The 25,739-nt window shown below is 54.1% G+C and carries 19 protein-coding genes and 1 riboswitch; of the genes, 6 read left to right on the top strand and 13 right to left on the bottom strand.

The genetic code is table 11. The annotated features are described in order from the left end of the window. Positions 1-28: 28 nt before the first annotated feature. A complete protein-coding gene (gene lptD, locus HV350_RS20520) occupies positions 29-2,389 on the bottom strand; it encodes an LPS assembly protein LptD (protein WP_049042515.1) in 2,361 nt (786 codons plus the stop codon). Between the two features lie 343 nt (positions 2,390-2,732). On the opposite strand from lptD, the gene djlA reads away from it, so the two are divergent. After that, positions 2,733-3,548 (top strand): co-chaperone DjlA, encoded by an 816-nt coding sequence (djlA, locus tag HV350_RS20515; RefSeq protein ID WP_005124510.1) that lies wholly within the window; start codon positions 2,733-2,735, stop codon positions 3,546-3,548. A 94-nt stretch (positions 3,549-3,642) separates the two neighbouring features. On the opposite strand, the gene rluA is transcribed toward djlA, so the two are convergent. The 3 genes from rluA to polB form a co-directional block, all read right to left on the bottom strand. Beyond that, positions 3,643-4,302, bottom strand: coding sequence for a bifunctional tRNA pseudouridine(32) synthase/23S rRNA pseudouridine(746) synthase RluA (gene rluA, locus HV350_RS20510; protein ID WP_016151668.1), 660 nt, complete (start codon positions 4,300-4,302; stop codon positions 3,643-3,645). 11 nt (positions 4,303-4,313) lie between these two features. Then, on the bottom strand, positions 4,314-7,220 hold the full coding sequence (gene rapA / locus HV350_RS20505) for an RNA polymerase-associated protein RapA (protein WP_019078355.1): 2,907 nt from the start codon (positions 7,218-7,220) through the stop codon (positions 4,314-4,316). A 178-nt stretch (positions 7,221-7,398) separates the two neighbouring features. After that, the gene (gene polB, locus HV350_RS20500) at positions 7,399-9,750 is read right to left on the bottom strand and encodes a DNA polymerase II (RefSeq protein ID WP_181629229.1); all 2,352 of its coding nucleotides are present in this window, start codon (positions 9,748-9,750) and stop codon (positions 7,399-7,401) included. A 600-nt stretch (positions 9,751-10,350) separates the two neighbouring features. On the opposite strand from polB, the gene HV350_RS20495 reads away from it, so the two are divergent. Beyond that, positions 10,351-10,734 carry a DUF4751 family protein gene (locus tag HV350_RS20495; RefSeq protein WP_016155677.1) on the top strand — a complete coding sequence of 128 codons (384 nt, stop codon included), beginning with the start codon at positions 10,351-10,353 and terminating at the stop codon, positions 10,732-10,734. Between the two features lie 44 nt (positions 10,735-10,778). Here HV350_RS20495 and araD read toward each other — a convergent pair whose 3' ends face one another. Genes araD through araB form a run of 3 tightly spaced genes read right to left on the bottom strand, consistent with a single transcriptional unit; the run spans position 10,779 to position 14,754 of the window. After that, entirely contained in the window at positions 10,779-11,474 is a 696-nt protein-coding gene (gene araD / locus HV350_RS20490) for an L-ribulose-5-phosphate 4-epimerase (protein ID WP_047498360.1), read from the bottom strand. Positions 11,475-11,531: 57 nt separating this feature from the next. Further along, on the bottom strand, positions 11,532-13,034 hold the full coding sequence (gene araA / locus HV350_RS20485; RefSeq protein WP_103928900.1) for an L-arabinose isomerase: 1,503 nt from the start codon (positions 13,032-13,034) through the stop codon (positions 11,532-11,534). A 10-nt stretch (positions 13,035-13,044) separates the two neighbouring features. Continuing rightward, positions 13,045-14,754, bottom strand: coding sequence for a ribulokinase (araB, locus tag HV350_RS20480; RefSeq protein ID WP_046276051.1), 1,710 nt, complete (start codon positions 14,752-14,754; stop codon positions 13,045-13,047). 339 nt (positions 14,755-15,093) lie between these two features. Here araB and araC point away from each other — a divergent pair, with 339 nt between their 5' ends. Both araC and HV350_RS20470 read left to right on the top strand, forming a co-directional pair. After that, positions 15,094-15,939, top strand: a complete 846-nt coding sequence (gene araC / locus HV350_RS20475) for an arabinose operon transcriptional regulator AraC (protein WP_003018834.1) — start codon at positions 15,094-15,096, stop codon at positions 15,937-15,939. Positions 15,940-16,058: 119 nt separating this feature from the next. Beyond that, the gene (locus tag HV350_RS20470; protein WP_016155679.1) at positions 16,059-16,826 is read left to right on the top strand and encodes a DedA family protein; all 768 of its coding nucleotides are present in this window, start codon (positions 16,059-16,061) and stop codon (positions 16,824-16,826) included. Positions 16,827-16,875: 49 nt separating this feature from the next. Here HV350_RS20470 and thiQ read toward each other — a convergent pair whose 3' ends face one another. The 4 genes from thiQ to sgrR all read right to left on the bottom strand — a co-directional run bounded on the left by thiQ (position 16,876) and on the right by sgrR (position 22,161). Beyond that, on the bottom strand, positions 16,876-17,577 hold the full coding sequence (gene thiQ / locus HV350_RS20465; protein WP_016151677.1) for a thiamine ABC transporter ATP-binding protein ThiQ: 702 nt from the start codon (positions 17,575-17,577) through the stop codon (positions 16,876-16,878). Beyond that, positions 17,561-19,171 carry a thiamine/thiamine pyrophosphate ABC transporter permease ThiP gene (gene thiP / locus HV350_RS20460; RefSeq protein ID WP_141895900.1) on the bottom strand — a complete coding sequence of 537 codons (1,611 nt, stop codon included), beginning with the start codon at positions 19,169-19,171 and terminating at the stop codon, positions 17,561-17,563. Before thiP ends, thiQ begins: the two co-directional genes overlap by 17 nt. Beyond that, positions 19,147-20,130: a thiamine ABC transporter substrate binding subunit gene (gene thiB, locus HV350_RS20455; protein ID WP_181629227.1), complete on the bottom strand. Its 984-nt coding sequence runs from the start codon at positions 20,128-20,130 to the stop codon at positions 19,147-19,149. The genes thiP and thiB overlap by 25 nt, the downstream gene beginning before the upstream one ends. 33 nt (positions 20,131-20,163) lie before the next feature. Then, positions 20,164-20,266, bottom strand: a riboswitch (TPP riboswitch). A 239-nt stretch (positions 20,267-20,505) separates the two neighbouring features. After that, entirely contained in the window at positions 20,506-22,161 is a 1,656-nt protein-coding gene (sgrR, locus tag HV350_RS20450) for an HTH-type transcriptional regulator SgrR (RefSeq protein WP_016155682.1), read from the bottom strand. 99 nt (positions 22,162-22,260) lie between these two features. Here sgrR and sgrT point away from each other — a divergent pair, with 99 nt between their 5' ends. Further along, positions 22,261-22,383, top strand: a complete 123-nt coding sequence (gene sgrT, locus HV350_RS20445) for a glucose uptake inhibitor SgrT (protein ID WP_016151681.1) — start codon at positions 22,261-22,263, stop codon at positions 22,381-22,383. Positions 22,384-22,498: 115 nt separating this feature from the next. Next, positions 22,499-23,677, top strand: coding sequence for a sugar efflux transporter (locus tag HV350_RS20440; RefSeq protein WP_065554749.1), 1,179 nt, complete (start codon positions 22,499-22,501; stop codon positions 23,675-23,677). A 45-nt stretch (positions 23,678-23,722) separates the two neighbouring features. On the opposite strand, the gene leuD is transcribed toward HV350_RS20440, so the two are convergent. Both leuD and leuC read right to left on the bottom strand, forming a co-directional pair. Beyond that, complete coding sequence (gene leuD / locus HV350_RS20435) at positions 23,723-24,328, bottom strand: 3-isopropylmalate dehydratase small subunit (RefSeq protein ID WP_016151683.1); 606 nt, start codon at positions 24,326-24,328, stop codon at positions 23,723-23,725. 10 nt (positions 24,329-24,338) lie between these two features. Continuing rightward, positions 24,339-25,739, bottom strand: a complete 1,401-nt coding sequence (gene leuC, locus HV350_RS20430) for a 3-isopropylmalate dehydratase large subunit (RefSeq protein ID WP_019078363.1) — start codon at positions 25,737-25,739, stop codon at positions 24,339-24,341.

The following is a 25,739-nucleotide window of genomic DNA, read 5'->3' as shown; positions in this document are numbered from 1 at the left end:
AAGCGGATTACGTTGTAAATCAATCAGATCATAAAGAGCTTTGATACGGCAAAATGTTAGAACGCAACATTTGGTTGGTGCCGAGACCGTAGTTGGAACTCAGGCCGCGTAGTTCGATATTAAAGCCGATCGTGTTGTCATAAACTGCATGTTTCTGAGTGTCATCCCAGCCGTTCAGCTTACGTTCGTAGCCGAAGCGAATGGCGTAACAGCAGGAGTTGTACTGCAGACCCAGCATGGAATCCGCTTCTTTGTTCACGTTGGTATCAAAGTAGTAAGCCCCGACAATCGACCAGCGGTCGGCGATCGGGAAGCTTGCTACCGCGCCCACCTGTGAAATCCCGTTTTTATACTGCTCTGCTGTAGAGTAGTAAGACGGCAGGGTTGCCTGGATATATTCAGAGCTGGCATAACGGTAGTTCAGCTGCAGCATACGGTTTTCGTCGCGGCGGTATTCGATACTGCTGCTGCTGGTTGCAACGCTGTCCAGACGCGTGTCGTACTGGATCCCACTGCGTAAACCCCAGCGATCGGAGATGCGCCAGTAGGTGTCGCCAGCCCATACCAGTGAGCCCGTTTTGTCGTCATTCTCCCATTTAATATTGTCATCGCCAGTGCGAGACTCGGTGAAATAGTAGATTTGACCCACAGAAATATTAAAACGTTCAACGGCCGCGTCATCATAAACGCGAGATGTGACCCCGGTCGTTACCTGGTTGGCAGATGCGATGCGGTCCAGACCGCCATAGGTACGATCGCGGAACAGGCCGCTGTAGTCAGATTGCAGCAGGGACGAGTCATAGTTATAGATATGACTTTGGTCGCGATACGGTACATACAGGTACTGCGCACGGGGCTCCAGCGTTTGGGTATAGCCCGGCGCTAACATGTTCATGTCGCGCTCGAAGATCATCTTGCCGTCAACTTTAAACTGCGGCATGACGCGGTTGGCGGAATCATCGAGCTTGTTAACGTTACTCGGGTTGTTGTTGTACCAATCCAGGTTAGTTTGCTGATAGTGCGTTGCCAGCAGCTTCGCTTCGGTATTGATACTTCCCCAGTTATTCGACAATGGCAGGTTGATGGTCGGTTCGAGGTGAACACGCGTTGCTTCCGGCATGTTGTCGTTGGTATTAACGAAATGGACTGCCTGACCATAAATCCGGGTGTCAAACGGACCCACATCATTCTGGTAGTAGTTGACGTCTAACTGCGGCTGAGCGGAATAGCTACTGTTGTTCTGATCGTCAAAGACCTGGAACTGCTTGGTCGAAACTGTCGCATCAAAGTTTTGTACCGCATAGCCGACGCTGAATTTTTGCGTGGCGTAGCCGTCAGTACTGGAACCGTATTTATTATCAAAATCGTTAAAGTAGCTGGAATCGCTGACCTTGGTGTAGTCGACGTTAAAACGCCACACCTGATCCATTACACCGGCGTGCTGCCAGTAGAACAGCCAGCGGCGGGAATTGTCATCCTTCGGGTGTTCATCCTCGTACACTTTATCGGAATTCAGATAGTCGAACTCCATCAGACCTGCGCCCGCCTGGGTGAGGTAGCGGAATTCGTTCTCCCACATGATACCGCCACGACGGTGTATATAATGCGGCGTGATGGTGGCGTCCATATTGGGCGCAATGTTCCAATAATACGGGAGATAGAACTCAAAATAGTTATTGGTAGAGTATTTTGCGTTCGGGATCAGGAAACCAGAGCGACGCTTATCGCCGACGGGTAACTGTAAATAAGGACTGTAAAAGACCGGAACCGGACCCAGTTTAAAACGGGCGTTCCAGATCTCTGCGACCTGTTCTTCACGGTCGTGAATGACTTCGCTGCCGACGACGCTCCAGGTATTGGAACCTGGCAGACAGGAGGTGAAGCTACCGTTTTCCAGAATGGTATAGCGGTTTTCCCCACGCTGTTTCATCAGATCGGCTTTTCCGCGCCCCTGACGACCTACCATCTGATAATCACCTTCCCAGATGTTGGTATCTTTGGTATTCAGATTAGACCAGCCCTTCGGCCCCTTCAGAATAACCTGATTGTCATCATAATGGACATTGCCCAGCGCATCGACGGTACGAACTGGCTCCGGCTGGCCTTCTGCCTGCTTCTGATGAAGCTGCACTTCGTCGGCCTGCAGGCGGCTGTTACCCTGTGCGATGTCCACATTGCCGGTAAACACCGCGTCATCCGGGTAATTCCCTTTCGCGTTGTCAGCAGTGATGGTGACGGGTAATTCATTAGTCTCGCCCTGTACCAGAGGACGGTCATAGCTTGGCACGCCCAGCATACACTGTGAGGCGAGATCGGCTGCCAGACCCTGATGGCTATAGAGGGCGCTGGCAATCATGGTGGCCAGAAGAGTGGGAATACGTTTTTTCATACGTTGTATTTATTGTTCCATCATCAGTAGCGTCGCGCGTGACAAACGGTCACAGCCTAACTTATCTCATCTTCACTTCGCTAGTATTAATCCTGCCCATTTTATCCCGCCACCTTTCAAGCTGCATCTTCGTTCCAGACGAATTGGTCACTGCGTTGCCGCCTTGTTGCAACTCGAAATCCAACGGGTATAGCGTTTGTGGTGTTAGGCACGGCATAGAATGACAGGTATGATAATGCAAATTATAGGCGATGTCCCACAATTGACCGCAGCCGTAAATCGGTAAAAGCACCTTATATTGTGGGACATATCCTGGCTGAGAGCAGAAAGATTTGGGGAGTCTATGCAGTATTGGGGAAAGATAATTGGTGTCGCCGTGGCCTTAATGATGGGCGGCGGCTTCTGGGGTGTGGTTCTGGGCCTGTTAGTTGGCCACATGTTCGACAAAGCCCGCATGCGCAAAATGGCGTGGTTTGCCAACCAGCGTGAACGCCAGGCGCTGTTTTTTGCCACCACTTTTGAGGTGATGGGGCATCTGACCAAATCCAAAGGTCGCGTCACGGAAGCCGATATCCATATCGCCAGTCAATTGATGGATCGAATGAATTTGCACGGTGACTCGCGTACCGCCGCGCAACATGCCTTCCGGGTGGGAAAATCGGACAATTACCCATTACGTGAAAAAATGCGTCAGTTTCGCAGCGTCTGTTTTGGTCGCTTCGATCTGATCCGCATGTTTCTGGAGATTCAGATCCAGGCAGCTTTTGCCGATGGGTCGTTGCATCCGAACGAGCGTGAAGTGCTGTATGTGATTGCTGAAGAGTTGGGGATCTCACGTACCCAATTTGATCAGTTTCTGCGCATGATGCAGGGCGGCGCCCAGTTTGGCGGCGGATATCAGCAGCAGTCCGGCGGCGGTGGCTGGCAGCAGGCGCAACGCGGTCCGACGCTGGAAGACGCCTGCAATGTGCTGGGTGTGAAAGCGACCGATGATGCGACCACCATTAAGCGCGCATACCGTAAGCTGATGAGCGAGCACCATCCGGACAAACTGGTGGCGAAAGGTCTGCCGCCAGAAATGATGGAAATGGCGAAGCAAAAAGCGCAGGAAATTCAAAAAGCTTACGAGCTAATTAAAGAACAGAAAGGCTTTAAATAATCGTTATGCCGGATGGCAGCTAGCGCCTTATCCGGCCTACGTTAATGAATGTAGGCCGGGCAAGCGAAGCACCCGGCCTAAATGGGGCCTGCGTTTAAAAATCTGCTGGAACTTTAAACGTCATACTGTTGCCGTATTCGGGATGCGTGATAGTTAACATCTCTGCGTGCAGCAGCAGGCGCGGCGCTAACGCCAGGGCCTGTGGCGGGGCGTAGAAGCGGTCGCCCAGAATCGGATGCCCTAATGCCAGCATATGCACACGCAACTGGTGGGAGCGTCCGGTAATGGGTTTGAGCACGACCCGGGCGGTGTTATCTTCCGCAAACTCCACCACTTCATACTCGGTCTGCGCCGATTTTCCGGTCTCATAACACACTTTCTGCTTTGGCCGATTCGGCCAGTCGCAAATCAGCGGTAAATCAACCAGCCCCTCGGCCGGAGCGGGATGTCCCCAGACGCGTGCGACATACTGTTTCTTCGGCTCGCGTTCGCGAAACTGGCGCTTTAGCTCGCGCTCTGCCGCTTTAGTTAGCGCCACTACAATCACGCCGCTGGTTGCCATATCCAGACGATGTACGGATTCAGCCTGCGGGTAATCGCGCTGAATACGCGTCATCACGCTGTCTTTGTGTTCATCCAGACGACCCGGCACGGACAACAAGCCGCTCGGCTTGTTGACCACCATAATGTGCTCATCCTGATACAGGATAACCAGCCAGGGTTCCTGCGGCGGATTATAGTTTTCCATCCCCATGTCAGGCTCCGTTACTGATGCGTCACGACGATCAGGCGCAGGGCATCCAGACGCCATCCCGCCTGATCCAGGCTTTCCATCACCTGCTGACGATTGCTTTCAATGGCGCTGAGTTCGTCATCACGGATGTTCGGGTTAACGGCACGCAGCGCTTCCAGACGGGAGAGTTCAGCCGTCAGCTTCTCGTCCGCTTCTTTGCGCGCCGCGTCGATCAGCGCGCGGGCCGATTTTTCTACCTGCGCTTCACCGAGTTGCAGAATGGCATGCACATCCTGCTGTACGGCGTTGACCAGTTTACTGCCGGTGTGGCGGTTAACGGCGCTGAGCTGACGGTTAAATGTTTCGAATTCAACCTGCGCGGCAAGGTTGTTGCCGTTTTTGTCCAGCAGCATGCGTACCGGAGTTGGCGGCAGGAAGCGGTTTAACTGCAGCTGTTTTGGCGCTTGCGCTTCAACGACGTAGACCAGTTCAACCAGCAGAGTACCGACTGGTAATGCTTTGTTTTTCAGCAAAGAAATGGTGCTGCTTCCGGTGTCGCCGGAGAGGATCAGATCCAGACCATTACGGATCAGCGGATGCTCCCAGGTAATAAACTGCGCGTCTTCACGCGACAGGGCAACATCACGCTCAAACGTAATGGTACAGCCATCTTCCGGCAGCCCAGGGAAATCCGGCACCAGCATATGATCGGACGGTGTCAGCACGATCAAATTGTCGCCACGGTCATCCTGATTAATACCAACGATATCAAACAGGTTCATGGCGAAGGCGATCAGGCTGGTATCGTCGTCCTGTTCTTCAATACTCTCAGCCAGCGCCAGCGCTTTTTCGCCGCCGTTAGAGTGGATCTCCAGCAGGCGATCGCGACCTTGCTCCAGTTGCGCTTTCAGCGCGTCATGCTGTTCGCGACAGGTTTTGATCAGATCGTCAAAGCCATCGGTGTTTTCTGGCTCAGCCAGGTAGCCGATCAGATTGTTATATACCGTGTCATAGATGGTACGTCCGGTCGGGCAAGTGTGTTCGAACGCATCCAGACCTTCGTGGTACCAACGCACCAGCACGGATTGCGCGGTTTTTTCCAGGTATGGAACGTGGATCTGGATATCATGCACCTGACCAATACGGTCCAGACGGCCAATACGCTGTTCCAGCAGGTCCGGATTGAAAGGCAGATCAAACATCACCAGATGGCTGGCGAACTGGAAGTTACGCCCTTCGGAGCCGATTTCAGAGCACAGCATCACCTGGGCGCCGCTATCTTCTTCGCTAAACCAGGCCGCAGCGCGGTCACGTTCAATGATCGACATCCCTTCATGGAACACGGCGGCGCGGATACCTTCGCGCTCGCGCAGAACCTGCTCCAGTTGAAGCGCAGTGGTGGCTTTCGCACAGATGACCAGAACTTTTTGCGAGCGGTGGCTGGTCAGGTAGCCCATCAGCCATTCCACGCGCGGGTCAAAGTTCCACCAGGTGCCGGTGTCGCCTTCGAATTCCTGATAAATCTGCTCCGGGTAGAGCATGTCGCGCGCGCGGTCTTCCGCACTCTTACGCGCGCCCATAATGCCGGAGACTTTAATGGCCGTCTGGTATTGGGTTGGCAACGGCAATTTGATGGTATGCAGCTCGCGTTTAGGGAAGCCTTTCACACCGTTACGGGTATTTCGGAACAGCACGCGGCTGGTGCCGTGGCGGTCCATCAGCATCGAAACCAGCTCCTGACGCGCGCTCTGGGCGTCTTCGCTGTCGCTGTTTGCCGCCTGCAATAACGGCTCAATGTCCTGTTCGCCAATCATGTCACCTAACATGTTCAGCTCATTGTTACTGAGCTTGTTGCCAGCCAGTAACATGGCGACGGCGTCGGCGACCGGACGGTAATTTTTCTGTTCTTCAACAAACTGGGCGAAATCGTGGAAGCGGCTTGGATCCAGTAGGCGCAGGCGCGCAAAGTGGCTTTCCAGGCCCAGCTGTTCCGGCGTTGCGGTCAGCAGCAGGATGCCTGGTACGCGCTCTGCCAGCTGCTCAACGGCCATATATTCACGGCTGGGCGCGTCTTCGCTCCACACCAGGTGATGGGCTTCATCGACAATCAGCAGATCCCACTCGGCATCACACAGGTGCTCCAGACGCTGTTTACTGCGACGGGCAAAGTCCAGCGAACAGATAACCAACTGTTCGGTTTCAAACGGGTTGTAGGCATCGTGCTGCGCTTCGGCATAACGCTCATCATCAAACAGCGCAAAGCGCAGGTTGAAACGACGCAGCATTTCGACCAGCCACTGGTGCTGTAACGTCTCCGGGACGATGATCAGCACGCGCTCCGCGGCGCCTGACAGCAGCTGTTGATGCAGGATCATCCCAGCTTCAATGGTTTTACCTAAACCCACTTCGTCTGCCAGCAGCACGCGAGGGGCATGACGACGGCCGACATCATGGGCAATGTTGAGCTGGTGGGGGATCAGGCTGGTACGTTGACCACGCAAACCACTCCACGGCATACGGTACTGTTCGCTCTGAAATTTACGTGCGCGATAGCGCAGCGCAAAGCGGTCCATACGGTCAATCTGGCCGGCAAACAGGCGATCCTGGGGTTTACTGAAAACCAGTTTGCTGTCGAGCAGCACTTCACGCAGCATTACACCGGTTTCTTCGGTATCAAGGCGGGTTCCGATATAGGCAAGCAGGCCGTTTTCTTCTTTTACTTCATCGACATGCAGTTGCCAGCCTTCATGGCTCGTTATCGTGTCGCCAGGGTTGAACATCACGCGGGTCACGGGGGAATCACTGCGCGCATACAGACGGTTTTCACCCGTCGATGAGAAAAGTAAAGTGACGGTTCGCGCATCCATGGCGACAACAGTACCAAGTCCCAATTCGCTTTCTGTATCGCTGATCCAGCGTTGACCAAGTGTAAAAGGCATATATGTTCGGCTCTATATCTTTAATTGCAGGCAATACTCGTCATTTTCCGGGCTAGTCCCCCGTTATTGAGAGCATACGACCCCGCTACCAGGCTAATAAATCAGTGGTAGGGGTGTTAAATGGGTCCAGGAATGGAAAGGGCGCTATGGTACTGGATGGCGGCGGTTTCGTCACGCGTCAAAATAACCCCAGTTGTCCTGTGAGTAGTGTAGCAAAATTATCGTCAATAAAGGGAAGAATTCCCTCGGCAACCGGCTGGATCTGGCGGGTCAGATAATGCTCGTAATCAAGTGCAGATAGCTGATAATCAACAGGCTCAGGTCCATTTATCGTCCAGACATATTTAATCGTGCCACGATTCTGATACTGCTGCGGACGCCCCAGTTTGACGTTTTGCTCATCGGCGAGCCGCGCGGCGCGAACGTGCGGCGGAACATTCCGCTGGTATTCGCTCAACGGGCGGCGCAGGCGTTTGCGGTACACCAGGTGTTCATCCAGTTCACCCGCCATCAGACGGTCGATAGTCTCGCGAACAAACTCTTGATAGGGCTCGTTACGAAAAATTCGCAGGTACAGCTCCTGCTGAAACTGCTGGGCCAGCGGCGTCCAGTCGGTGCGTACCGTTTCCAGACCTTTAAATACCATGCGTTGCTCAGCAACTGACTGAATCATTCCGGCGTAGCGTTTTTTGCTGCCGGTATCTGCACCGCGAATGGTCGGCATCAGAAAGCGACAAAAGTGGGTTTCAAATTCCAGCTCCAGCGCGCTGGTCAGGTTTTGCTGCTTCAGTGATTGCGCCCACCAGTTGTTGACATAGCTCACCAGATCCCGACCAATCCGGGCCGCATCGTCTTCCGAGTGCGCCTTTTTAAGCCAGACAAAGGTGGAGTCGGTGTCGCCATAGATGACGTCGTAACCCTGAGCCTCAATCAGCGCTTTGGTCTGACGCATGATCGCGTGACCGCGCATGGTGATAGACGAAGCCAGCCTCGGGTCAAAAAAGCGGCAGGCGGTGGTGCCAAGCACGCCGTAAAACGCGTTCATGATGATTTTCAGCGCCTGTGAGAGCGGCTTATTGCCGCGGCGTTTGGCTTCATCACGCCCATGCCAGATCTGGGTAACAATTTCCGGCAGACAGTGCTTTTCGCGTGAGAACCAGGCGTCAAGGAACCCCTCGGTACTGTGTTCCTGATCCGGCTGTGCCATCCCTTCGATAAGTCCCACTGGATCGATCAAAAAAGTACGAATAATTGACGGGTACAGGCTTTTGTAATCCAGCACCAGCACGGAGTCGTACAAACCCGGGCGCGAGTCCATCACGTAGCCACCAGGGCTGGCGTGCGCGGGAACTTCCCCCAGATTCGGTGCCACATAGCCCGCCCGGTGCATTCGCGGTAGGTAGAGATGGCCGAAGGCGGCAACGGAACCGCCATGCCGGTCGACCGGCAGGCCGTTTACCGTCGATCGTTCCAGCAAAAATGGCATGATCTCGGTTTTATGAAAAATACGCGTGACCAGCTCACAGTCTTTGAGATTGTAGGTGGCGAGCGCGGGCTTATCCTGGGCAAACCGGCGATCTATTTCGTCCATCCTGTCCCAGGGATTATCTATCGACTTCCCTTCGCCCAGCAGCTCCTGTGACACCGTTTCCAGCGAAAAGGATGAGAAATTCCAGAATGCGGATTTAAGCGCCTCAATGCCGTCGATAATCAGGCGACCTTTAGCCTGCGCGAAGAATACGCCGTTTTTGAAGCCATGTTCGCGCCACTCCAGCTCGCTATTGTCACGGCCAAAACGCAGGGGAATGCGGTAACGTTCAGCATGCTTTTGCAGGACGCGTAAATCGAATTGCACGACGTTCCAGCCGATTACCACATCAGGATCGTGACGGGCAATCCAGTCGTTGAGCTTTTCCAGTAACTGCGGGCGGCTTGCGACGTATTCAAGTTCAAAATCCAGCGCTGAGGCATCGCCGTTTGCCGGGCCGAGCATGTAGACAATACGCTGCCCACAGCCTTCAAGGCCGATACAGTAGAGTTCGCCGTGGCGCGTGGTTTCGATATCCAGCGAGACCCATTTCAGCGGCGGTCGATAGTCAGGGTTCGGCTTCAACCGGGCATTAACCAGCGTACCGTTATGTCTGTCGCCTTCAACCCAAACAGGTGAGGTGATAAAACGCTCCATCAGATACCGTTCCGGCGGACGCACGTCGGCCTCGTAGACGGTAATTGCGTTTTCACGCAGCAGCTTTTCAAGCCGCATGAGCTGGCGATGTGAGCGGCAATACAGGCCGGAAACGGGCTGGCGGTGGAAGTCTTGCAATTGCAGCGGCGTCAGACGATAGCCATTTTCATTGCGTAATAATGACGCTACGCGAGGAACCTGACTGACAGGAATAAACGCGACCGACTCCTGAGGCGCGAGCGTGACCTGTAGCGGCCCGTCGTCAGTAGCCAGCCAGAATGAGACCTCAGTTCCCTGCGGGGTATCCCGCCAGTGCCGGGTTAAAATAAAGCCTGCCTGCGCCACGCTGTGTATCCATTAAAAAACCAGGCATTATTATAGCCTGGTTTACACGATTGTACTGTTATTTTGTACAGTTAAAAATGAGAGCTGCGGGCAGTTATTGTGACAGTAACAGTAAAATGCCCTCCACAGTAAAAGTGTTACTGGATAGGGTTTGATATTTAATAAATGAATGCCTTAATTGAAAACTCTTTCTTGAATTATTTTATTGGCCTGTCATGGCTATTTGTATCTATTATTCTTTTGTAATTATATTTGTTTCATAAATTGGAAGTCCGTTTCAGGATTTTTATGTCATTTTCGGAATCGTGCTCGTACGGTTTTGTTACTCATCCCTCGGTTCAGGAAAAATGGTTATTTTTTTTATTTGTTTTTATTCATGGTTAGTGTAACTATTTTAATCAAACACTCGGGTTACCAGATTGAATATAATATATTTTTATGGCTTGCTATTGTCTGGATAAAAACGGATTTTCGGTTCGATTTCGTCGGGAATATCTCTCTGTATAATTTGATTTTTATCGCTGAATATAATTTTATTCATCTGATAGCTCGGGTGTTTTATATCAATAGCTTGGGTGCGTAGTGTTATGGAGGCCTATTATGGATATTTATACTCAGGCGTTACAGGTAGGATATGATCACTATTTATTTGTTAATACTCAGTTATCTAACCCTACAATTAAATCAGTAAGTCAATATATTGAGTATAGAACGTGGTCAGGTCAAATTTGGCGTACTGAGGTTATTGAACGTGGGAATGCTTTCTTTCACTGGCAAGGGCATGACAGAATAAATGGTCATCGTGATACGGTGATTAATTATCTGTTGAATGGACAGCGCTGGCAGTCAACGATTACAGATTACATTTTCTTTCATTCACTGGATGGTGAAGAGGCGCAGGGACATTATGACAACGTGATTAAATACGTTTGTGCTAATAACTGTGTGTATCGAAGTGCGTTTGCGGAATATATAAAGGAATAACCAGAGAGCGCGCCACCGAGATTTCGGGCGCGCTCAGATTGTTTTCACTGGCCGTAGTAGGCTTTTGCGCCGTGTTTACGCAGGTAGTGTTTATCTAACAGGGTTTGCTGCATATCCGGCAATTGCGGCGCGAGTTGGCGACAGAAGATCCCCATATAGGCGACTTCTTCCAGCACGATGGCGTTGTGTACCGCATCTTCGGCGTTTTTTCCCCAGGCAAACGGACCGTGAGAGTGAACCAGCACGCCAGGCATCTGCGAAGCGTCAATGCCTTGTTTCTCAAAGGTTTCAACGATCACGTTACCGGTTTCCCACTCATATTCGCCGTTGATTTCTTCCTCGGTCATTTTCCGTGTGCAGGGAATCGATCCGTAGAAATAGTCCGCATGAGTGGTACCCGTGGCTGGAATCGACTGGCCCGCCTGCGCCCAGATGGTTGCATGACGCGAATGGGTATGAACAATGCCGCCAATGGTCGGGAATGCCTGATACAGCAGACGGTGCGTTGGGGTATCGGAGGAGGGTTTCTTCGCACCTTCTACAACCTCACCGGTGGCGATACTGACTACGACCATATCTTCTGCGGTCATAACGCTGTAATCGACCCCGGATGGTTTAATCACAAACACGCCGCGCTCGCGATCGACGGCACTCACGTTCCCCCAGGTCAAGGTGACCAGGTGGTGCTTAGGCAACGCCAGATTGGCTTCCAGCACCTGACGTTTGAGATCTTCTAACATGTTGATTCCTCTGTGCCGGATGGCGGGCAAGCGCAGAGCCATCCGGCAACAACATAATTAACGTTTAAAACCGTAATAGACGTCGTTCCAGCGCAGCGCGTCCTTAAAGGCCGGCAGGCGGGTATCGTTGTCGATCACGGCGATCTCGATATCGTGCATTTCAGCGAACTGGCGCATATCGTTCAGATCCAGCGCGTGGCTGAAGACGGTGTGGTGCGCGCCACCGGCCAGGATCCAGGCTTCAGATGCGGTTGGCAGATCAGGCTGAGCCTTCCACAATGCGTTAGCCACCGGCAGTTTCGGCAGGGAGTGCGGTGTTTGAACTGTGTCGATGCAGTTAACCAGCAGGCGATAGCGATCGCCAAGATCGATCAGGCTGGCAACGACTGCCGGACCAGTTTTGGTGTTGAAGATCAGACGAGCGGGATCGTCTTTACCACCAATGCCGAGATGCTGAACGTCGAGGATCGGTTTATCTTCCACCGCGATGGACGGGCACACTTCCAGCATGTGCGAGCCGAGCACCAGATCGTTGCCTTTCTCGAAGTGGTAGGTGTAATCCTCCATAAATGAGGTGCCGCCCTGCAGACCGGTTGACATCACCTTCATGATGCGAAGCAGAGCGGCGGTTTTCCAGTCGCCTTCGCCCGCAAAGCCGTAGCCTTGCTGCATCAGACGCTGTACGGCCAGACCCGGGAGCTGTTTCAGGCCGTGTAAATCTTCAAATGTCGTGGTAAAGGCGTGGAATCCGCCCTGTTCCAGGAAGCGCTTCATCCCCAGTTCAATACGGGCCGCTTCCAGTACGTTTTGACGTTTCTCTCCGTGGACTTGCGTTGCCGCCGTCATGGTGTAGGTGCCTTCATACTCATCGATTAGCGCGTTGATTTCGCCGTCGCTAATGGAGTTCACTACCTGCACCAGATCGCCTACGGCCCAGGTATTTACCGAGAAGCCGAATTTGATCTGCGCAGCGACTTTATCGCCATCGGTGACCGCGACTTCACGCATGTTGTCGCCAAAACGGCAGACTTTCAGATGGCGGGTATCCTGTTTGGACACGGCCTGGCGCATCCAGGAGCCGATGCGTTCGTGCGCTTGTTTGTCCTGCCAGTGACCGGTGACCACGGCGTGCTGCTGACGCATACGTGCGCCGATGAAGCCGAACTCACGGCCGCCGTGCGCGGTCTGGTTCAGGTTCATAAAGTCCATATCAATGCTGTCCCACGGCAGGGCGGCGTTGAACTGGGTATGGAATTGCATCAGCGGCTTGTTGAGGATAGTCAGACCGTTAATCCACATTTTGGCCGGAGAGAAAGTGTGCAGCCAGACCACCAGACCTGCGCAGCGATCGTCGTAGTTAGCGTCACGACAAATAGCGGTAATCTCGTCAGGTGAAGTACCCAGCGGTTTTAAAACCAGTTTGCAGGGCAGTTTAGCTTCAGTATTCAGCGCGTTAACGACGTGCTCGGCATGTTGGGTTACCTGACGCAGGGTTTCAGGGCCATACAGATGCTGGCTACCAATCACAAACCACACTTCATAGTTATCAAAAATCGTCATTGTCGTGTCCTTAATGTGTCAGGGTTGCCTGGTCTACCGGGGTTTGTTGCGCCGGAGCGGCAGCCGGAAGGTATTGTTGTTCAGCGCTAACCGCCCACTGCTGGTAGCGGCGGTAAAGCTGTTCAAAACGTTGAGCCTGCTCTGGTCGAGGTTGCAGCGTGTTTTCCACGGCGCTTGCCATCTGTTGCTGAGCGGCTGGGATATCGGTGTGTACTTTCGCGGCAACGGCGGCAAAGATAGCCGCACCGAGTGCGCAGCACTGGTCTGAAGCGACAATCTGTAGCGGACGGTTGAGCACGTCACAGCAGGCTTGCATGATGACCGGGTTTTTACGGGCGATGCCGCCTAGCGCCATTACGTTGTTAACCGCAATGCCTTGTTCGGTGAAGCATTCCATGATGGCGCGTGCACCAAAGGCGGTGGCGGCAATCAGACCGCCGAACAGCGCTGGCGCGTCGGTTGCCAGATTCAGATCGGTAATCACTCCTTTCAAACGCTGGTTGGCATTGGGCGTACGGCGACCGTTGAACCAGTCGAGCACCACCGGCAGGTGATCCAGCGACGGATTTCTCGCCCAGGCTTCGGTTAGCGCTGGTAGCAGCTGTTTTTGGCTGGCTTTAATCTGGGTCTTCAGCTCCGGGTGTTGCGTGGCAAGCTGCTCCAGCGGCCAGCTCAGCACACGGCTAAACCAGGCATAGATATCGCCGAACGCGGACTGGCCTGCCTCGAGGCCAATAAAATGCGGCACCACGCTGCCATCAACCTGGCCGCAAATGCCTTTCACCGCGCGCTCGCCGACGCTGTGTTTGTCAGCAATCAGAATGTCGCAGGTCGACGTGCCAATGACTTTCACCAGCGTATTGGGCTGTGCGCCCGCGCCGACCGCGCCCATATGGCAGTCAAAAGCGCCGCCTGCAATCACCACGCTTTCCGGTAGTCCCAGACGCTGCGCCCACTCGGCGCACAGGGTGCCAACCGGCAGGTCGGCTGTGAAGGTATCGGTAAACATCGGGTATTGCAGATGGCGGTTGAGGATGGGGTCGAGTTCGTCAAAGAAACTGGCTGGCGGTAGACCACCCCAGCTTTCATGCCACAGGGATTTATGCCCGGCGCTGCAGCGACCGCGACGAATATCCTGTGGACGTACGGTATTAGAGAGCAGGGCTGGAACCCAGTCGCACAGTTCAATCCACGAAACCGCGGCCTCGGCAACCGCGTGGTCCTGACGGGTCACATGCAGGATTTTGGCCCAGAACCATTCGCTGGAATAAATACCGCCGATATAGCGGGAGTAATCGATCTTGCCCGGTGTGTGGCACAGACGGGTAATTTCTTCAGCTTCTTCTACTGAGGTGTGATCTTTCCACAGGACAAACATTGCATTTGGGTTTTCAGCGAACTCCGGACGCAACGCCAGTACGTTGCCGTCGGCATCGATGGGGGCCGGGGTTGAACCGGTGCTGTCAACGCCAATCCCGACCACTTCCGCACGCTGTTTAACGCTCAGTTCGGCCAGCACGGTTTTCAGCGCCGCTTCCATCGATTCAATGTAGTCGCGTGGATGATGGCGAAACTGGTTGTTTGGGCCATCGCAATACTGTCCTTCCTGCCAACGTGGGTACCACTCTACGCTGGTGGCGATTTCTTCTCCGGTGGCACATTCCACTGCCAAAGCGCGTACTGAATCACTGCCAAAATCGAGGCCAATTGCAATCGCCATCGTCTTACTCCATCCAAAAATACGGGTATGGATAAACAGTAGTTAGTAGGGATAAAAACCGTCAGGCAGGATTCGCTAATCTTATGGACTAAAATGCTGTGGCATCACAAAGTGTGACGCCGTGCAAATAATCAATGTGGACATTTCTGCCGTAGTTATAGACACTTTTGTTAGCCGATTTTAACGTTGGCGCAGTACATATTTTTTACAAAGTGCTTTTCACAAGCGGGGTTGATGGTCCATTACCGCAAACACAGCGGCCCGCAGGGGCGACGGCAATGATGTCTGGCGTAATATGGACAAATTGTTTCTTAGCAGAACATAGGGAGTATTGAAATTATGGCTGAAACGCAAAACGATCCCCTGCTGCCAGGCTATTCGTTTAACGCGCATTTGGTGGCCGGATTAACCCCCATCGAGGCGAACGGATACCTGGATTTTTTTATCGACAGGCCGTTGGGTATGAAGGGCTATATCCTCAATCTCACTATCCGTGGCGAAGGGGTTATCAATAATCAGGGCAAACAATTTGTCTGTCGGCCTGGCGATATTTTGCTGTTTCCGCCCGGAGAAATTCACCACTACGGACGCCATCCTGATGCCAGTGAGTGGTATCACCAGTGGGTTTACTTTCGCCCACGCGCCTACTGGCAGGAGTGGCTGACCTGGCCGGCCATTTTTGCCCAGACTGGATTCTTTCGTCCGGATGAAGCACATCAGCCGCATTTTAACGAACTGTTTGGGCAGATAATCAACGCCGGGCAGGGAGAAGGTCGCTATTCCGAACTGCTGGCGATTAATTTACTGGAGCAGTTATTGCTCCGACGTATGGAAGCCATTAATGAATCGCTGCATCCCCCCATGGACAACCGCGTGCGCGACGCCTGCCAGTACATCAGCGATCACCTGGCGGACAGTAATTTTGATATTGCCAGCGTCGCACAGCACGTCTGCCTGTCGCCTTCCCGTTTGTCGCATCTGTTCCGTCAACAGTTGGGTATCAGCGTATTAAGCTGGCGCGAGGATCAGCGTATCAGCCAGGCCAAGCTATTGCTGAGTACCACTCGTATGCCCATTGCTACGGTGGGGCGCAATGTTGGCTTTGACGATCAGCTCTATTTTTCTCGCGTTTTCAAAAAATGTACTGGCGCCAGTCCGAGCGAGTTTCGCGCCGGATGTGAATAAAAAGTGAATGATGTGTCCTGAAAGTTGTCATAACTCGCAATCTATTCAGACAATTGATGGCTTGACGAAGTTGAGACGGGTTATCAAAATCCCTGCTTCGTAAATCTGACGGACACATTATGCAAGCATTGCTGGAACACTTTATTCTTCAGTCCGCCCTGTACTCCCTGATCGCCGTACTGCTGGTGGCCTTTCTGGAGTCACTGGCGCTGGTTGGCCTGATTCTGCCCGGTACCGTGATGATGGCGGGGCTGGGGGCGCTGATTGGCAGTGGCGAACTGAACTTCTGGCATGCCTGGCTTGCGGGCATCATTGGTTGCCTGTTGGGGGACTGGATCTCTTTCTGGTTGGGCTGGCGCTTTAAAAAGCCGCTGCACCGTTGGTCGTTCATGAAAAAGAACAAGGCGTTGCTGGATAAAACCGAGCACGCGCTGCATCAGCACAGCATGTTTACCATTCTGGTGGGGCGTTTTGTGGGACCGACGCGTCCGCTGGTGCCAATGGTGGCGGGCATGCTGGATCTGCCTGTCGCTAAATTTATCGTCCCGAATATTATTGGTTGCATACTGTGGCCGCCGTTCTACTTCCTGCCAGGGATCCTGGCGGGGGCGGCAATTGATATTCCTTCTGAGATGCAGAGCGGGGATTTCAAATGGTTGCTGCTGGCGACGGCGCTGTTGCTATGGGTAGGGGGCTGGTTTTGCTGGCGACTGTGGCGTAGCGGCAAAGCGGCAGTCGATCGCTTAACCGCGTATTTCCCCCGCAGCCGTTTACTGTATCTGGCGCCGTTGACGCTTGGGATCGGCGTGGTTGCGCTGGTGGCGTTACTGCGCCATCCGCTGATGCCGGTGTATATTGATATTCTGCGTAAAGTCGTGGGTTTCTGACGATTTTTTTGCCGGATGGCGCTGACGCTTATCCGGCCTGGGAAATCAATCACTCGGCTTTGATGCCCAAGAGCGTCGAGGCGCTGGCCTGACCGCTTAATAACTCATCCGTTTTGCCCTGCCAGGCGATGCGCCCGTCGGCGACCACAATCGAACGGGACGCAATTCGCGCCGCATCTTCTACGCTGTGGGACACCATCAGCAACGTAAGCTGTTTATCGCGACAGACCTCGGCAACCAGCGTTAACATCTCCTGGCGCAGCGCGGGATCGAGCGCAGAGAACGGTTCATCAAGCAGCAAAATGGGTTGTTCCCGCACCAGGCAACGCGCCAGCGCTACGCGCTGTCGCTGACCGCCGGAAAGCTCACCGGGGAGGCGCTCCAGCAGTGAGTCGATCCCCATTTGCTGGGCGATGTGATGCATTTTCTCCCGCTGCGATGCATTCAGCTTCAATCCCGGGTTAAGGCCCAGGCCGATGTTTTGCTGCACGCTCAGGTGGCTGAACAGGTTATTTTCCTGAAACAGCATCGAAACGGGGCGACGTGAGGGAGGTGTGGCGGTGTGATCTTCACCTTCAATCAACATGGTACCGCTGGCAGGCGTGAGAAAGCCGGCGATCAGATTCAGCAGCGTACTTTTCCCGGCGCCGCTGGGCCCGAGGATCGCGACCTGCTCACCGCGTGCGATCGACAGCGTAAAGCGCATCGGCAAATGGTGATAAAGCCATGTGATATCAATCAGTTTTAACATTTCGACCCGGCAATTTCTCAATAACGGTAAACAGCGTAAAGCACAGGATCAGCAGCAATAACGCCGTAACTGCGCCATCCTGACTGCGATAAGAGCCAATCTGCTGATATAAATAAAACGGCAGGGTGCGGAAATCCTCATTACCAAATAGCGCAACCACGCCAAAATCGCCAATCGACAGCACGCAGGCAAAAGCCATCGCCTGCGCCAGCGGGCGCTTCAGGGCGCGCAGTTCAACCACTTTCAGACGCGACCACCCCTCAATTCCCAACGACTGGCACAACATACTGTAGCGGGTGGTGACGTCCCGCATTGGGTTTTCCAGCACCTTCAGCGCGTAAGGGATCGCCATCAGCGCATTGGTAAAAATGACAATGCCGTCGGCTGATTCGGGGAGTCCAATGGTGTTATTGAGCAGCAGAAAGAAGCCGGTTGCCAGCACGATGCCCGGCATGGCGAGGATCAACATGCCGCTAAGTTCCAGCATCTGACCTGCCAGCACCTGCTGTCGGGCACGCAGTTCACGACTGCTCCATAACAGCATCATGGTGAGAACAACGCACAACGCACCTGCCGCCAGCGCAATTCGTAGTGAGGTTCCCAGCGCGTGCCACAGTACAGGTTGCTTAAGAACATCCAGCATATGGCGGTTAAAACCATCGACAATTACCGCCAGCAGCGGCGGCAGCAGTAGCAGCAGGGCCAGAATAATCAGCAGTGCGTCTGCCAGGCGGCTGTGCAGACGATCGTCGGGATCGCGCCAGCCCTGAACCAGCGTGGTACCGGGGGCGATGGCGCGGCTCAGACGTTGGCTGAAGAGCACCAGCGCTAAACAACAAACCATCTGGATCAACGCCAGCATGGCGGCGCGGGCGGGATCGTAATCAAAGTTCAGCGCCTGATAAATCGCCAGCTCGATGGTTGTGGCCTGCGGTCCACCGCCCAGCGACAAAACGGTGGCGAAGCTGGCGAAACAGAGCATAAAGATGAGCGCCGCGACGGGAAGGATTTGCCGACGCAGCCACGGCCATTCAACAAAGCGGAAGAAATGCCAGCCGCGCAGACCTAACTGAGCGGCTAACTGTCGCTGTTCGCCGGGAATATTCTCCAGCGACTGCAACAGCAGACGACTGGCCATCGGCAGATTGAAAAAGACGTGCGCCAGCAGAATGCCCTGCAGACCGTACGGCGAAAACGTCCATTCCAGCCCGAATGTATGCCAGATCGAGGCCAGCCAGCCCTGACGACCGTACACGCTAAGAATACCGAAGACTGCGACCAGCACTGGCAGGATTAACGTCATCGCGCACAGGCGCAGCAGCGCCAGTCGTCCTGGAAAACGGCGGCGATAGAGCGCTCTGGCAAGGAAAATCGCCGGGATGACCGACAGCACTGCGGATAAAAAAGCCTGCCAGAAAGAAAAGCGCACCACGTGCCACAGGTAGTCGTCTTGCCACAGTGAGAGCCACTCCCCCCGTGGGGCGTTAAACCACAGCGCCAGAAACGCGGCCAGGGCAACGGCCACCATCAGCGTGGCGGCGGTAAGCCCTGGAACCAGCCAGCCGGGAATTAACGGCTGACGGCGCGTTGCCATTCGCTAATCCATGCCTGGCGTTGAGCCGCAACCTGCTGCGGCGTAAATTCCAGCGCGGTGGCTGGCTTATTCAGTTGCTCGAATCCAGAAGGCAGGGCGACCTGGGTTACCGGATACATCCAGTTGCCGGTCGGAATCGCATTCTGGAAGGCTGGAGACACCATAAACTTGAGGAATTTCTCGGCCAGTTCCGGCTGTTTGCTGGCCGCAGTACGGGCGGCGACTTCTACCTGCAAATAGTGGCCTTCGCTAAAGTTGGCTGCGGCGTAGTTGTCTTTTTTCTCGGCGATGATGTGATAGGCCGGAGAGGTGGTATAGCTGAGTACCAGGTCGCTTTCGCCTTTCAGGAACAGGCCGTAGGCTTCACTCCAGCCCTTGGTGACCGTGACGGTTTTTGCCGAAAGCGCGCGCCAGGCCTCCGGCGCCTTATCGCCATAGACTTTCTGCATCCATAGCAGCAGGCCCAGCCCCGGCGTGCTGGTACGCGGGTCCTGATAAACGACGCGCCATTTTTGATCGCTCTCTACCAGTTCTTTCAGGCTTTTGGGCGGATTCTTCAGCTTGTTCTTATCATAAACGAAGGCGAAATAGCCGTAATCAAACGGAACGAAGGTATCGTTTTTCCAGCCGCCGGGCACGTTTACGGCTTCACTTGCTACACCGCTTTTGGCAAACAGTTTGGTTTGGGTGGCGGCTTCCAGAAGGTTGTTATCGAGGCCCAGTACGACGTCAGCTTTACTGTTTTTTCCTTCCATGCGCAGGCGGTTAAGCAGCGAGACGCCATCTTCCAGCGCGACCAGTTTCAGTTCACAGTTGCAGTCAGCTTCAAAGGCTTTTTTTATTGTCGGGCCCGGGCCCCAGTCAGCTGCGAACGAGTCGTAGGTATATACGGTCAGTACAGGTTTGGCGAAAGCAGGCGCTGCGCACAGCAGTAAAAGCGGAAGACATTTTTTAAACACTTTGCACCTCATAAAGTTGGGTGGCAAAGGACTTGAGTTGCAGCCTCAAATCCCTTCGCCGGCATTATCCGGATCAGGTTCGACGGGTATCTCTCAGCCCATACACTTCATCATTCACGCTGCCTCTGTGTTGGCTGCGTTACTCGGCCCATCTCCGGGCCTCGCCCCTTCGGGGCCGCTGCAAGCAGCGTTCAAATCTGCTCCCGGCAGATTTGTCGCTCACCCCAGTCACATAGTTATCTATGCTCCTGGGGACTCACTCGCTTGCCGCCTTGATGCATCATGAATGATTTTGTGTATGTTTTTATTTAGCACCCCGTTGAGAACGGCGTTAGTGTAATGATTTTGTTGCTATGCGGCAATCAAGAGCCGGATCTAAGGATCCGGTGGTGCAAACCACGCTGATTTAAAATCAAACCAGCCGAGGGTATTCATGCGTAACCCGCGCATACTGCGCTGTCCCTGAATGATCAGCCAGTGGTGGATTAATGGCACAATGGCCTTTGTGGCGAGCAGCTGTTGGCACCATGCCGCCAGGCTCATTTCGCCCGTTCGCCAGCGGGCCGCATCGTTTTCCCAGTCCCGCGAGATACAGTTTTGCAGTAACGGGACTTCGCACAAATGGGCGAACAGCGAGAAATCCAGCGGTAGGGTAAAATTGGCGCTGTTGAGCCAGATATCGCTTACGATTTCACCCGCATGCCATTGATCGTAGTCGATCTCCTGAATATTTAACTGTACCTGATGCTCTGCCAGCAACGTCTTCATGATCTGCGCGATAATCCGATGTTCGATGTGATCGCGATAGTAGGTGATCGTCAGCGTTTCCAGTCCGGCGGGTTTTTCACCATGGCCGGGTTTGGCATGGTGCCAGCGGGGGAGCAAACCGTAGGCGGGAAACCACAGTCGCTGGAACTGTTCGTCGGCGTGGCAGATGAGATGGGTTGGCGAAAGAACGCGGCTAACCCAATCGCGAACCTCCTGATTAGCGCCACGGTGGGTGCGCGCATCAAACAGCAGGTAGTAGCATCCTTCCTCGAGGCGGCTTTCGATCGCCTTTTCATCCTCCGTGGGGCCTTTTAGCGTCAACCCACCGCCAGGCTCTTCACCGATATCGGGTAAAACCCAAACGTTAACTTCGTCGATCAGCGCCCGGTAGCCAAAGTAATCATCAAATGCATGAATTTTCAGTTGGTTATTGGTATTGCGCATCACCGCATAGGGACCAGTGCCAATTGGGTGGCTGGAGAAGTTGCTGAGCGTCTCCCATTCTCGCGGCAGGATCATGGCGGGGACTTGCCCCAATAGCCAGGGAAGCCAGCGGTCGGGTTGGGCGAGATGGATATCCAGCGTCCAGGCCGTGGGAGAAACGATCTGCGTGATGTGCGAGTACAGCGGCAGGGCGTTAATGCGCATCAGCGAGGTGATGACATCTTCCATTTCCAGTTCGCGGCCATGATGAAAATGAATCCCCGGACGCAGGAAGAATCGCCAGTGTAAAGGTGAAATCTGCTGCCAGTGATGGGCGATGTCCGCTTCCAGTTCCCCATTTTCCTCATTTACCCGAATTAAGGCGCTGAAGATTTGCCGGGCGATATGAGTTTCTGAACGGCGTAGCGCCGTACCGGGAAGCAGGTTGTGCATGGGACGATAATAGAGAACGCGCATGATGTGCCGCCCCTGGCGAAAACTGCGCCCCAGGTGAGAAACCAGCATCTGTCGTACGGCCGTTTTGTCACCGACCAACTGCACCAGTTGATCGATGCGATCCTGTTCCAGCAGGTCTTCTGCCCGCTGCTGCTGGAGTGCCAGCCCGGTATAGAGGAAAGTCAGGCGCGAGCGTTTACCTCGCCCAACTTCGGCTTCCCACGTTAACCAGCCTCGTTCTTGCATGGTATTGAGCAGGGTACGCATATGGCGGCGCGAACAACTCAGCAGCTCCGCCAGCTCGTTCAGCGTCGTGTCTTGCGTTTTGCCGTCACAGCATTGCCACAGACGGATGAACTGTTGTTGCAGACGACCAGAAGACATAAAAGGGGAACTCCTGCGAAAAACTCAGCAATTTTATTTTCCCTATATTAAGCCAATAATAGATTCCGATGAAGCGATGAGACAACGAAGGGGTCATCTATGCGTCAGTTCTGGTTGAAATACTTTACCGCGACAGAAAAATCGTCCTGGTTGGCTTGCCTGAGCGCACCGCAGCGCTTAAAGATGCTCGAAGAACTGATGCAGTGGGAGGTGACAGCCTGACTCCTGAATTGGGAATTGCAGACATCATGTGTGACTGAGTATTGGTGTTAATCGCCGCGCCAGCAGATAATCACTGCTGGCTTTTTTTGTTTCTGCTGCGCTAAAAGGAACTGTAATGCTCTGGATTATGACCATGGGACGGCGCCTCAACGGCGTTTACGCGGCATTTATGCTGGTCGCTTTTATGATGGGCGTAGCAGGTGCATTGCAGGCACCCACGCTGAGCTTGTTCCTGAGCCGTGAAGTCGGGGCGCAGCCGTTTTGGGTCGGGCTGTTTTATACCGTCAATGCGATTGTCGGGATTGTTGTCAGCCTTGGCCTCGCGAAACGATCCGACAGCCAGGGCGACAGGCGCAAGCTGATCATGTTCTGCTGCCTGATGGCAATCGGAAACGCGCTGCTGTTTGCGTTTAATCGCCACTATCTCACGCTTATCACCTGCGGTGTGCTGTTGGCCTCGCTGGCGAATACCGCCATGCCGCAGCTGTTTGCGCTGGCGCGGGAATACGCTGATAACTCCGCGCGTGAAGTGGTGATGTTTAGCTCGGTGATGCGTGCACAGCTTTCGCTGGCCTGGGTGATTGGACCGCCACTGGCCTTCATGCTGGCGCTGAATTACGGCTTTACGGCGATGTTTTCCATTGCCGCAGGGATTTTCGCCATTAGCCTGGTGCTGATTGCGCTGATACTGCCGTCAGTCACGCGGGTGGAGCAACCTGTTGACGTACCGCTGGAACAGACCGGCGGTTGGCAGGACAAAAATGTGCGCATGTTGTTTATTGCCTCCACGCTGATGTGGACCTGCAATACCATGTACATCATCGATATGCCGCTGTGGATAAGCCTTGAGCTGGGGTTACCGGACAAGTTGGCCGGTATCCTGATGGGGACGGCGGCTGGGCTGGAAATTCCGGCGATGATCCTGGCGGGCTACTATGTGAAGCGCTTTGGTAAACGGCGAATGATGATCGCGGCCGTCGCGGCTGGCGTCCTGTTTTATCTTGGTTTGATCTTCTTTCACAGCCGCACGGCGCTGCTGGTGCTGCAACTGTTTAATGCAGTATTTATCGGTATCATCGCCGGGATAGGAATGCTGTGGTTTCAGGATCTTATGCCCGGGCGTGCGGGGTCAGCGACCACATTATTTACCAACAGTATTTCAACGGGGGTCATTCTCGCGGGAGTGATTCAGGGGGCTGTTGCGCAAAGCTACGGTCACTTTGCCGTCTATTGGGTGATTGCGGCGATTTCTGTGATCACGCTGGTGATGACCGGGCGGGTAAAGGACGTTTGATTTTTGGAGTGCCGGATGCGCTGCGCTTATCCGGCACCACAAGGACTAGCGCATAAACGCTGGCTGCTTGTCTTCGTACTCGGTGATGGCTGCTTCATGCTGCAGCGTCAGCCCGATGCTGTCCAGACCGTTCAGCATGCAGTGGCGGCGGAAGTCGTCGATTTTAAAGCTGTAGGACTTATCGCCCGCTTTCACCACCTGCGCTTCCAGATCCACTTCAAATTTAATGCCCGGATTGGCTTTCACCAGGGCGAACATTTCATCTACCTGCGCGTCGCTCAAGGTCACCGGCAGCAGTTGGTTATTGAAGCTGTTGCCGTAGAAGATGTCAGCGAAGCTTGGCGCGATCACTACTTTAAAGCCGTAATCGGTCAGCGCCCATGGCGCATGTTCACGGGAAGAGCCGCAGCCAAAGTTTTCCCGCGCCAGCAGAATTGACGCGCCTTTATATTCCGGGAAGTTCAGTACGAACTCTGGGTTAGGCTGTTGCCCTTTTTCATCCAGAAAACGCCAGTCGTTAAACAGATGAGCGCCAAAACCGGTGCGCGTAACCTTCTGCAAAAACTGTTTGGGAATAATCGCGTCGGTATCCACGTTGGCGGCATCCAGTGGGACAACCAGGCCGGTATGTTGGGTAAATTTCTCTGCCATGGTAGTTTCCTTATTTGATGCTGCGAATGTCGGCAAAATGACCGGTAACGGCGGCAGCGGCGGCCATGGCCGGGCTGACTAAGTGCGTGCGACCACCGCGGCCCTGGCGGCCTTCAAAGTTACGGTTGCTGGTGGATGCACAGCGCTCGCCTGGGTTCAGGCGGTCATTGTTCATGGCCAGACACATGGAACAGCCCGGTAAACGCCATTCAAACCCGGCTTCGATGAAGATCTTGTCCAGACCTTCCGCTTCAGCCTGCGCTTTCACCGGACCAGAACCCGGCACAACCAGCGCCTGTACGCCTGGCGCAACTTTGCGCCCTTTGGCGATTTGGGCCGCAGCGCGTAAATCTTCAATACGCGAGTTGGTACAGGAACCGATAAACACTTTATCGATGGCCACTTCTGTTAACGGAATGCCCGGTTTCAGCCCCATATATGCCAGCGCTTTTTCAGCCGATGCGCGCTCAACGGGATCGGAAAATGACGCCGGGTCGGGAATATTATCGTTCACCGAGATGACCTGACCCGGGTTCGTACCCCAAGTGACCTGCGGTGCGATCTCTTCTGCCTGCAGGGTAACGACGGTATCAAACGTCGCGTTGTCGTCGGTTTTCAGCGTTTTCCAGTACGCAACCGCGTTGGTAAAATCCTCACCCTTCGGTGCGTGTAAACGCCCCTGCACATAGTTAAAGGTGGTTTCATCCGGTGCGACCAGACCCGCTTTGGCGCCCATTTCAATGGCCATGTTGCACAGGGTCATACGGCCTTCCATGCTCAGCGCACGGATGGCTTCGCCACAAAATTCAACGACGTGCCCGGTACCGCCTGCACTACCGGTTTTACCGATAATTGCCAGCACGATATCTTTGGCGGTAATGCCAGGTGCTGCCGTGCCGTTAACTTCAATCTTCATGGTTTTGGCACGCCCCTGTTTCAGGGTCTGCGTCGCCAGAACGTGTTCAACTTCAGAGGTGCCAATACCAAAGGCCAGCGCGCCAAACGCGCCGTGTGTGGCGGTGTGGGAGTCGCCGCAAACGATGGTCATACCCGGCAACGTCACGCCTTGCTCAGGCCCCATCACGTGAACGATCCCCTGATACGGGTGGTTCAGGTCGTACAGTTCGACGCCAAATTCATTGCAGTTTTTGATCAATTCCTGCATCTGAATGCGCGCCATTTCGCCGGAAGCGTTAATGTCTTTGGTTTGCGTGGAGACGTTATGGTCCATGGTGGCAAAGGTTTTACACGGCTGGCGCACCTGACGGCCATGCGCACGCAGGCCATCAAACGCCTGCGGAGAGGTCACTTCATGCACCAGATGTCTGTCGATATACAACAGCGGGGTTTCGTTTTGCGCTTCGTAGACGACGTGCGCATCGAACAATTTTTCGTATAACGTTTTGGCCAT

It is taken from the genome of Citrobacter sp. RHBSTW-01013 (assembly GCF_013781985.1).
Lineage (GTDB): Bacteria > Pseudomonadota > Gammaproteobacteria > Enterobacterales > Enterobacteriaceae > Citrobacter > Citrobacter braakii.
This window is presented reverse-complemented; position numbering and strand designations above follow the sequence as displayed.

Bases quoted from the DNA above. Each gene is read 5' to 3' on its own strand.
- HV350_RS20470 (WP_016155679.1), top strand. From the start codon at position 16,059: ATGCAAGCATTGCTGGAACACTTTATTCTTCAGTCCGCCCTGTACTCC.
- rapA (WP_019078355.1), bottom strand. From the start codon at position 7,220: ATGCCTTTTACACTTGGTCAACGCTGGATCAGCGATACAGAAAGCGAA.
- thiQ (WP_016151677.1), bottom strand. From the start codon at position 17,577: ATGTTAAAACTGATTGATATCACATGGCTTTATCACCATTTGCCGATG.
- leuD (WP_016151683.1), bottom strand. From the start codon at position 24,328: ATGGCAGAGAAATTTACCCAACATACCGGCCTGGTTGTCCCACTGGAT.
- sgrT (WP_016151681.1), top strand. From the start codon at position 22,261: ATGCGTCAGTTCTGGTTGAAATACTTTACCGCGACAGAAAAATCGTCC.
- HV350_RS20440 (WP_065554749.1), top strand. From the start codon at position 22,499: ATGCTCTGGATTATGACCATGGGACGGCGCCTCAACGGCGTTTACGCG.
- HV350_RS20495 (WP_016155677.1), top strand. From the start codon at position 10,351: ATGGATATTTATACTCAGGCGTTACAGGTAGGATATGATCACTATTTA.
- lptD (WP_049042515.1), bottom strand. From the start codon at position 2,389: ATGAAAAAACGTATTCCCACTCTTCTGGCCACCATGATTGCCAGCGCC.
- djlA (WP_005124510.1), top strand. From the start codon at position 2,733: ATGCAGTATTGGGGAAAGATAATTGGTGTCGCCGTGGCCTTAATGATG.
- araB (WP_046276051.1), bottom strand. From the start codon at position 14,754: ATGGCGATTGCAATTGGCCTCGATTTTGGCAGTGATTCAGTACGCGCT.
- sgrR (WP_016155682.1), bottom strand. From the start codon at position 22,161: ATGTCTTCTGGTCGTCTGCAACAACAGTTCATCCGTCTGTGGCAATGC.
- rluA (WP_016151668.1), bottom strand. From the start codon at position 4,302: ATGGGGATGGAAAACTATAATCCGCCGCAGGAACCCTGGCTGGTTATC.
- araA (WP_103928900.1), bottom strand. From the start codon at position 13,034: ATGACGATTTTTGATAACTATGAAGTGTGGTTTGTGATTGGTAGCCAG.
- thiP (WP_141895900.1), bottom strand. From the start codon at position 19,171: ATGGCAACGCGCCGTCAGCCGTTAATTCCCGGCTGGCTGGTTCCAGGG.
- araD (WP_047498360.1), bottom strand. From the start codon at position 11,474: ATGTTAGAAGATCTCAAACGTCAGGTGCTGGAAGCCAATCTGGCGTTG.
- araC (WP_003018834.1), top strand. From the start codon at position 15,094: ATGGCTGAAACGCAAAACGATCCCCTGCTGCCAGGCTATTCGTTTAAC.
- leuC (WP_019078363.1), bottom strand. From the start codon at position 25,739: ATGGCCAAAACGTTATACGAAAAATTGTTCGATGCGCACGTCGTCTAC.